The organism is Acinetobacter sp. V2 (assembly GCF_001188385.1).
GTDB lineage: Bacteria > Pseudomonadota > Gammaproteobacteria > Pseudomonadales > Moraxellaceae > Acinetobacter > Acinetobacter oleivorans.
This window is the reverse complement of the sequence record NZ_JZFB01000001.1, coordinates 615185-624473: the sequence shown is the minus strand read 5'-3', so window position 1 is coordinate 624473 and position 9289 is coordinate 615185. Positions and strand designations below refer to the sequence as shown.

The following is a 9289-nucleotide window of genomic DNA, read 5'->3' as shown; positions in this document are numbered from 1 at the left end:
ACTAACAGGCTATTGGTCCAAGCCACGACTTTTTCTGCATAAGCCCAATAACGTTCAAAGGTTTGAACCATCCATAGTTCGCTAAAACCTTGATTATCATTGGCTAAAATGGCATCGAAATAGATCTTGCTACACTTAGCCGCATTGTTTGAGCCTTGACCAGTAATTGGGTCATTCACCACCAAGGCATCTGCCATGCCAAAAATTTGCTTGCCAGACGGTAATTTCAAAATTGGTTTGCGTACGGTCGGTGGGAAACGCCCTGCCAAATATCCACCTGCATCGGTTAACTCAACATTCGCGCAGCGTTCATATTCCCAAGGCACAAATTTCTTGAGTAAGTCCAAACTGCATTGCAGATGCTGTTCAGGTGTTTTGACATCTTGCCAGCAGTCCATTGGACCGTTTGGAATTCCTTCAAACACCATAATGTCGCAAGGACCATTCACAGTAAGTGCCGGAAAAGAAAAGTACTCACCGACTTCAGGAATAATATTAAAAGTCACACGAGAGTATGGCGAAATTGGCTTCATGTTTTTTACGTAGGTCAAAGCCAAAGCACGCTGTGGTTTATCAAACACACTGCGTGCATCATCACGCTCAAACTGTTTAACGACTTCACCTTTGCCAGCCGCGAGTAATACAAGCTCGTAGTCGTTTGCGAGTTGTTCTAACTCTTCTATTCCCACATCTTGAATCACTAATCGACCGCCACGGCGTTCAAATTCTTCCATCCAATATGGCATTTTGACGCGTTGATCGACCGATTGAGCGTAGCGTTCAAGACGAGCACTCCATTCAAATGCTTTACCACCATTTTCAGGATTAACTAAAGCCAGCCCGATACCTTCTACCGCTGGACATTGTTCTTCCCAAAAATTTAGTCCCAAGTCACGTTCAGTTTGTAAAGCGGTATGAAACATACACTGGCTTGACATGACTTTACCTTGACGGATTTCATCGGCAGTTCGGTTGGTGATCATGGTCACGTCATAGCCTGTATCTAATAAACCTAAACCAAGCTGTAAACCAGACTGCCCTGCTCCAACAATTGCAATACGGCGCATAATATTCTCCATAATTTTCTAAATGTGCTTTTAAAACGCTGTGCTATTCGGCTAAACGTGGAATAGCGGGCTGTGATCCTTCAGGGCCCATCACTGAATACCCGCCATCGACCGCATAATCAGCTCCGGTGACAAAACTCGCAGCGGGTGACAATAAAAACAAAACAACATTGGCAACTTCTTCAGGATGACCCAATCGGCCTAGCAAGTGATAATCGGCTGCCACGCTATCTGCCTTTTCACGGTTATTACCACTGACTTCTGCAATGACTCGAGACCATGTCCAACCTGGTGAAACGGAGTTGACGCGAATACCATCGGCAGCAAAATCCATTGCCATGCTTTGTGTGAGTTGACGTATCGCGGCTTTAGACACTGGATATAACCAGCGCCCTGTTTGTGCCACTTTGGCCGAGATTGAAGTAAAATTAACGATTGAACCTTGCTGCTTTTTTAGGTCATTGTAAAAAGCACGGCTCAGCTCAACGGTAGAGACCAAATTAATATCGAGTGCTTGTAACCAATCCTGACGTGATGATTTAAAACCGTCATCTAAATATGTACATGCCAAATTCACCAAGTAACTCACTTCACCTAAATGTTGGTGAATATCCGCCACAGCTTGTTGAATAGCCGCATCGCTGGTTAATTCGGTTTGAATAAACATCACATCATGGTTAAAGCTTTCTGCAATCGCCTTGCCTTTGGCATCAATATCTAAGATAGCGACATGAGCACCAGCACACACCAAAGCTTGTACAACAGCTTTACCAATCAGTGTTGCGCCGCCGCTCACCACCGCGACTTTTCCTTTTAAATCTATATTCATTGCAGATCCTCCTTAATTGACTGGCTTGCCTTCACTACTTGACCAAGATGGCATCAAAGTATTTGAAGGAAGATCTTCATCAAGAAGTTTTCGAGCTGTCTCGACACCTGCAACTGGCAAGCCTTTCGGGTCTAATAAACCAATTTGAACGAGCACCGACGCTTGGTCCCAATAAATATGTTCATGACACAACTTTGAACCTCTAAACTGAATTACACCTAACATTGGAATTTCGACGTATTTACCAGTCGGTTTTACACCTGGTAATAACCAGTCAATTTCAGCGTCGTGGGTAAAGCTCATAATGAATTCGTCCACCACTTGCGTTGAGCCAACCGTACGAGAGATCGAGGTAATCTTCATATCTTTCGGATTTTGATGAACAAAGTGATATTGATAAAAACGGGCAAGCTGGCTTTGGCCTACACCACCAGTTAAAGTTGGAATATGGTTCACATACGGTTCTGCAACCATCGTTGCCATGGTTGCTGGCACATCACGCGTATCAAACTCATGACGAATATGCTCTTCCCATAAGGAAACTAAGTCATATTTCGGCCCAATCGTTTCATGTAGTGTTGTTACTGTACGCTCGTGGGCAAAGCGTGCTGAAGGTTTGTGGTAATGATTGCTTTTAGGGCGTGCAAAGGCATGATCAACACCTTCGTAAACATAGGCCTGTACATTTGAATATTGGTTGGCTGCATTAACAATCGCTTGTCTTGCATCTGGCGGTGTAAATTGGTCCAGTTCTGCAATATGTAAAACCAAACGCCCTTTTACGTTGGCTAACTCATCTAGCGCTTTTTCAATGCCTACACCGTAATAACCTACGGCACATGCCACTTCCGAAAGTCGACATCCTGCAAGGTACGCAAGCTTTCCACCCAAACAGTAACCCACCACACCAAGTCCTGTAGAGGTGTCACATTCTGGTCGTGTCTTTAAAAAAGCTAAGCTGTCTTGAATATCTTCTACACCGAGATTTTCATCATATTGCTGATAAAGTTCAAAAGCCTTTTGAAAATCTTCTGGTGTATAAGCCAGTTCAATATTAGGTGCTACACGCCAAAATAAATCAGGAACCAAAACGGTATAACCTTCTTCTGCAAGAAATTCTGCTTTTTCTCGCATGGCTGCATTCACCCCAAAGATTTCCTGACAAAGCACCACACCAGGTCCTTTTCCTGTTTCTGGTGTCGCTAGATATGCACCGAACTGCTTTCCAGATGCAGTTTGAATTTGAATGGTTTGACCAGCCATAGTGTCAACTCCTGACATTGTTATGGCTTTATCTTCTATCCGAATTTTTTTTTAGACTGTCCAAAAGCTGCAAGCACTATCCAATCTCTGCGCAATTATCAAAATCCATCAAACTGGATAAAAACTAAAAAAATAAGAAATACCTATATTTCAAAAGTTTAAATTAAAAAATTAAATTAATACTTTTTATCTCATTTGGAAAAAATGGATGAAGATTAGGACTTATTGGATAGTGACGATTGGCTAAAAATAGTTCAATCAAGTCATGTAATTCGTTTGATTACATAAAAAAGCCCAGTCATTTTCTAAATTAAGGCGTTTATTTATGCATCGACCATGGCCAATTTATGGACAACAAAAAACGTTAATGCTCATCAATATTTTATGTTGCAGTGCATTTTCTACTCAGGCTTATTCAGCGGATGAAGAATGGAAATTTACATTAAAAAATGCATATATAGACAGAAACTATGACAATCCAGATGTAAAAGATACAGGTAGCTGGTCACAATCAGTTTCTCTATTTTACAACTCAAATATGCATGATACGCCGTTAGAAATTGGAGGAACCCCAATTCAAATTGGCGCAAATGCTTCAGCACAGTATGCGGTTCGTTTAAGCCAAGATAAACATGTTGCAGATACGGTGTTACCTTTCGATAAAGCGACGCAGTCACAAGCACCTGATTATCTAAAATACGGCGCGACCTTAAAGTTAGGCTATAACAAGACGCTACTCAGCATTGGTGAATTATGGCTGGATTTACCCGTAACCACTGTAGATGCAAGTCGACAACTCCTGACATCTTATTGGGGAACTAACCTTAAGAGCCAGCTAAACGATAAGCTTTTTGCAGAAATTGGCCGTATTGAAAAAGTATCACCGCGAAATGAAGAAGATTTCCATCGATTTTCTTTTACTTCAAAAGGTGTGACTGGCTACACCGACGGACTTAACTACATAGATCTGCGCTATCAATTTACGCCTACATTGAAGGGTGAATATTACTTTGGGAATATGGAGGATTTATATAACAAACACTATGTCGGCATTGACCATATATGGAAAAATTCTAATTTTTCAGTTAATTCAAAGTTCAAATATTTCAATGCCAAAGATAATGGAAATCTTTTTGACATCGATGCACAAAATGTAGGGTTACTAGAAACGCTTAAAGTAAAAAATCATAGCTTTGGTTTAGGTTATCAGCAAATTATTGGTGAGTCTGCTTACCCGTTACCAGATGGTTTCTTGCCTGAAACTTATTTCATTAACTGGAACACCAGTGGTTTTTTCAAACAAGATGAAAAGTCTTACCACTTCATTTATGGCTATGACTTTAAAGATTACGTGCCGGGTTTAAATACGACTTTCAAATATGTATATGGTGATCACTTTAAAACAGCAGATGGCTTAAAAAATAAAGAAAGTGAAGCAAACGTTATTGTCAATTATGCCCTTCAACAGCCATTCCTCAAAGGTTTAGCTCTTCAGTACATCTTCATCAATTACGACGTTAAGCATGGGAACGATTTCTCTGAAAACCGTTTCTTCGTCAATTACAGCAAAAAATTTTAATGAATAAGGAATATATATGAAAACGATAGATGCAAACACGATTATCAACCGTGAGAAACTGTCTCCGCTACAGTGGATGGTTTTTATCCTAGGCTTTTTCGTCTTTTTCTGTGATGGTCTAGACACCGGAATTATTGGTTTTATTGCTCCTGCATTATTAGATGATTGGGGTATTACCAAGCCTCAACTCGCTCCGGTTTTAAGTGCTGCCTTAGTCGGCATGTCAATCGGTGCAATCATTTCGGGGCCTTTATCTGATAAGTTTGGACGTAAAGGCGTCATTGTTTTTACAAGCCTTTTATTTTCAATATTTACAATTTTGTGTGGCTTTGCTAATTCAACTCAAGACTTAATGATTTATCGCTTTATTACAGGTGTTGGTTTAGGGGCAGCCATGCCAAACATCAGTACGATTGTCTCTGAATATATGCCTGTAAAACGTAAAGCATTCTTAACAGGTCTTGCTGGCTGTGGTTTCATGCTCGGTATTTCTTGCGGCGGTGTGCTATCAGCTTATCTATTAGAAAGTTATGGCTGGGCAAAAGTGATTATTATTGGAGGAAGCATTCCGCTCATTTTAGTGGTTGCTTTATTACTTAAATTACCAGAATCAACTCAATACTTAATTACACGTCATAAACAAGACAAAGCTCAGCGTATTTTAGAAAATATTCAAGGCCATTCTTTTCAAGAGCCGGTAAAACTTGTTTTAACTCAAGCAGAAAATACCTCAGATGAAAATCCAGTTAAAGTCGTTTTAGATAAATATCTGTGGGGTTCAAGCATGCTTTGGCTCTGCTGTTTTACCAGTCTATTGGTGTTTTATCTTTTAACAAGCTGGATGCCAACGATTTTAAAAACAGCAGGTTTTAGTACCCAACAGTTTAGTTTAATTGCCGCAATTTTCCCTTTTGGTGGTGTGATTGGTGCAACCATTATGGGATGGTACATGGATAAACTTAACCCAACTACAGTCATTAAATATTCATATCTCATCGCTTTTGGACTATTCATTGTTGCAGGTCTAGTGAGCTCAAATATTTTCTTATTAGGCCTTACTATCTTCTTAATTGGTGCATTACTGGCTGGTGCACAGTCTTCATTACTGCCACTTGCAGCTATGTTCTATCCAGCAGTGTGCCGTGCAGTTGGCGTTTCATGGATGCATGGTATTGGTCGTATCGGTGCAATTTTAGGCGCTTTCTTTGGCTCACTCATTTTCACTTTCAACCTAAGCTTAAGCGGTATTTTCTTTATTCTCGCACTACCAACCTTCATCTCATTTATTGCACTTAGCCTGAAAGTGATTTATGAGAAATCTAAAAACAAACAAGTGTTAAAGCTAGAGGAAAGTCTATAAATATTAATCAACAAATAAAAAACTGATTTAGTTGCCTAAATCAGTTTTTTATTGCGAAAAATTAAATATTAGAAAATTTTGCCTTTGGTCTCACTTGGATTTTCGCCAAATTCTTCACGATATTCTTGAGAAAAACGACTTAAATGGTTAAAGCCCCAGTCATAGGCAAGCTTTGAAATAGAAACCTTTCTATCTGCTCCTGTGGTGCTCAGGATTTTATAAATTTGTTGGAGACGATATTTCTTCAAATACGACATTGGGCTGGTGCCGTAGTACTGTTGAAATTCGTCATACAATTTTGATTTTGAAACCCCAGCCAGACGTTGCAAATCTTCTGCACAGATTTCTTCGTGCGCATGTTCAATAATAAAATTACGAACCTTACGAATATAAGCTGGCTCATCCTGATGTGAGAGTGACTTTAAAGCTTCAGAGTAGTTGTTTTCTTGAGACAACAATAACGCTTTAATTACAAAATTTTCATAGTCTTCAGACAACATCTGCAAACCATAAAAATTGCTATATTGCGATTTTAACTGTACAAAATTTTGAATGTTCTTCCACCATGCACCAATCAGTTGCTCCGAGTCCAGATGCATTTCAGGGTTAAAAATAATGGGAGCTTCTATAGATTTATTGAGTAGATCCGCAAGAACAATCTGCATACTCCGCTCAGGAATAACCACCTGAAATTTTCTACAGTCTTTATCGATAATCAAATCTTGCTGATCGTTGTTTGAAACAATAAGGCCCCTGTTTTCATCAGATTGATAATGAGCACCGCGAATCTTGAGAGCTTGTCGACCTTGTATCGGCAAACTAATGCTATACGCTTTTAAATTTGAGATGTTAATGGCAACGTTTGCACCATAACTGATTGTACCGATCGCCATTTTTTTATTAGGCAAACGCATTCCGTCATAGTGAAAATCGAGAGTGTCTTTGTAAATTGTGTCTAGACGGTGTTCACCACAAATTGTGGACATCAAATTCTGCGCAAATTCAGCTTTGCGTGAATAATGATTGAGTTCCGTCTGTTGGCTGAGTGATATCATATCCTTTTCACCTAGCTAAATAACTTATTGCTTAAAAAGCAACTTGTATGCCAATTAATATCCTTTAATTGACGAATTTTCCTGAAAAAATATCTAATCAAGAAAGAGAGTAAAGATTACTTTCTCATACTCTATTAGATTTTAAAAATGGAAATAAGTTAAATACCTTTAAAGTATAATTTCATACTTTAACAAACTTATTTTATTAGATTTTTTATAAACAAATAGAGTAGAGATAAATCATTATTTTGAACAGTAGACTATCGTAAATTTTAATGAATAAAAAACCGCTTATTTAAAATAAGCGGCTTTTATAAAATACTTAAATTATTGGGCCGTATAACCACCATCCATAACAACAGCCTGGCCTGTTACTCCACCTGCTTTATTACTCGCAAGGAAAATCGCATAGTCAGCAATTTCTTCAACAGAAAGTAAACGTTTTTGAGGAACCATGGCCAAAATTACGTCTTCAAGCGCACTGTCTAAACTCACATTACGGGTTTTAGCCAAATCTGCAATTTGCCCACGAACCAATGGCGTATCTACATAACCCGGACATAAAGCATTTACCGTAATACCGTCACGTGCACATTCCAATGCCGCAACTTTTGTTAGGCCAATCACGCCATGTTTCGCGCTGTTATAACCTGCCTTTCCAGCAAAACCAATCAAGCCATTAATTGAAGCCATATTAATAATACGACCATATTTTTGAGCTTTCATGATTGGAAAAACGTGTTTAATACCAATAAATGCCCCTGTTAACATGACCTGAACTAGCTTTTGAAAAACAGCCGTTGGAAACTCTTCAATAGGCGCAACATGTTGAAAGCCAGCATTATTAATTAAGATATCAACCGTACCAAAGGCCTTTTGAGTCAGCTCAATGGCTTGTTTATAAGCATCTTCATCAGTTACATCACATGGTGCAGATAATGCATCAAAACCTTGCTCTTTAAGTGAGTTCGCCGTTTCTTGGCACTTTTCAGCATTCATGTCAGAAATGACAACTTTGGCACCTTCTTGAGCAAATTTCTTAGCAATTTCTAGACCGATACCACTTGCAGAACCTGTAATAAAAGCAACTTTACCGTCTAAAAGTTTAGTCATCTATTTACTCCTTAATACTTATAACGTGCTGATTTAAACAATACCTGTTACGGTAAAGACCGTAATCACCACAAATACCGCTAATGTCTTAATTACTGTGACTGCAAAAATATCTTTATACGACTGTTTATGGGTTAAACCTGTAACAGCGAGTAAAGTAATAACAGCACCATTATGCGGAAGTGTATCCATACCACCCGATGCCATTGCAACCACACGATGCATAACTTCTGGTGGAATACCAGCGGCTAAAATCGCGGCGTTATAGTGTTCAGCCATCGCACTTAAAGCGATACTCATACCACCAGAAGCTGAACCGGTAATACCTGCTAATACGGTTGTGGTCACCGCCCCATTCACTAATGGATTTGTAAAGGTACTGCTCATTGCATGACTAATCACGGCAAAGCCCGGTAATGAGGCAATAATTGCTCCGAAACCATACTCAGAAGCCGTATTCATCACTGCTAAAAGTGAGCCGCTAATACTGGCATTAATGCCCTCTTTAAAATTCGTCACGACACGCTGATAATCAAATAAAATTGCAGAAATAATCCCGACAATCAGCGCAAGTCCAACCGCCCAGATTGCACCAGTTTTTGCAACATCGACGGTATAATCAGCTAAACCAACGGTGGCAAAATCAAAGCCATTTGGATACCACTCTTTAATTGCTTTAGACAAATATTTATTCATTACTGCAACAAGAATAAGGGGTACAAACGCTAAGAACTGACGAGCTGTACTTCCATTATTTTGCAGAGGCATTTCGGCTTCAATTTCTTGAGATGGTGTATTGTCTACCCCAAACCCAGAGAACCCTTCTCCAGCTTTTGCAGCAGCACGACGACGCCATTCTAAGTAGCTCAAACCCATGCATAGAACAAAAATAGCACCAATAATTCCTAGAAATGGTGCGGCATAAATATTGGTGCCAAAGAATGTAGTTGGAATTACGTTTTGGATTTGTGGCGTACCCGGCAAAGCATCCATCGTAAATGTAAATGCACCTAGCGCGATGGT

Annotated in this window: 8 protein-coding genes; 2 read left to right on the top strand and 6 right to left on the bottom strand. The window is 39.5% G+C overall.

All coding sequences use genetic code 11. The annotated features are described in order from the left end of the window. The 3 genes from UC75_RS02910 to UC75_RS02900 form a co-directional block, all read right to left on the bottom strand. Positions 1–1067 (bottom strand): styrene monooxygenase/indole monooxygenase family protein (locus tag UC75_RS02910; protein WP_228137042.1); only part of this gene is annotated, 1067 nt, incomplete at its 3' end. Positions 1068–1110: 43 nt separating this feature from the next. Then, on the bottom strand, positions 1111–1896 hold the full coding sequence (locus UC75_RS02905; RefSeq protein ID WP_049836619.1) for an SDR family oxidoreductase: 786 nt from the start codon (positions 1894–1896) through the stop codon (positions 1111–1113). Positions 1897–1908: 12 nt separating this feature from the next. Then, positions 1909–3159, bottom strand: a complete 1251-nt coding sequence (locus UC75_RS02900) for a dienelactone hydrolase family protein (RefSeq protein WP_049836618.1) — start codon at positions 3157–3159, stop codon at positions 1909–1911. 367 nt (positions 3160–3526) lie between these two features. Between UC75_RS02900 and UC75_RS02895 the strand changes: the two genes are divergently transcribed. Together UC75_RS02895 and UC75_RS02890 are read left to right on the top strand one after the other, a co-directional pair. Further along, the gene (locus tag UC75_RS02895; protein ID WP_416202205.1) at positions 3527–4738 is read left to right on the top strand and encodes an OprD family outer membrane porin; all 1212 of its coding nucleotides are present in this window, start codon (positions 3527–3529) and stop codon (positions 4736–4738) included. Positions 4739–4754: 16 nt separating this feature from the next. Next, positions 4755–6098: an MFS transporter gene (locus UC75_RS02890; protein WP_049836616.1), complete on the top strand. Its 1344-nt coding sequence runs from the start codon at positions 4755–4757 to the stop codon at positions 6096–6098. 68 nt (positions 6099–6166) lie between these two features. Here the strand turns inward: UC75_RS02890 and UC75_RS02885 are convergent, their stop codons facing one another. The 3 genes from UC75_RS02885 to UC75_RS02875 all read right to left on the bottom strand — a co-directional run. Further along, positions 6167–7153 carry an AraC family transcriptional regulator gene (locus UC75_RS02885; protein WP_049836615.1) on the bottom strand — a complete coding sequence of 329 codons (987 nt, stop codon included), beginning with the start codon at positions 7151–7153 and terminating at the stop codon, positions 6167–6169. A gap of 327 nt (positions 7154–7480) precedes the next feature. Next, positions 7481–8266 (bottom strand): 3-hydroxybutyrate dehydrogenase, encoded by a 786-nt coding sequence (locus tag UC75_RS02880; protein WP_049836614.1) that lies wholly within the window; start codon positions 8264–8266, stop codon positions 7481–7483. Between the two features lie 33 nt (positions 8267–8299). Continuing rightward, a partial coding sequence (locus UC75_RS02875) for a GntP family permease (RefSeq protein WP_228137041.1) occupies positions 8300–9289 on the bottom strand: 990 nt, incomplete at its 5' end.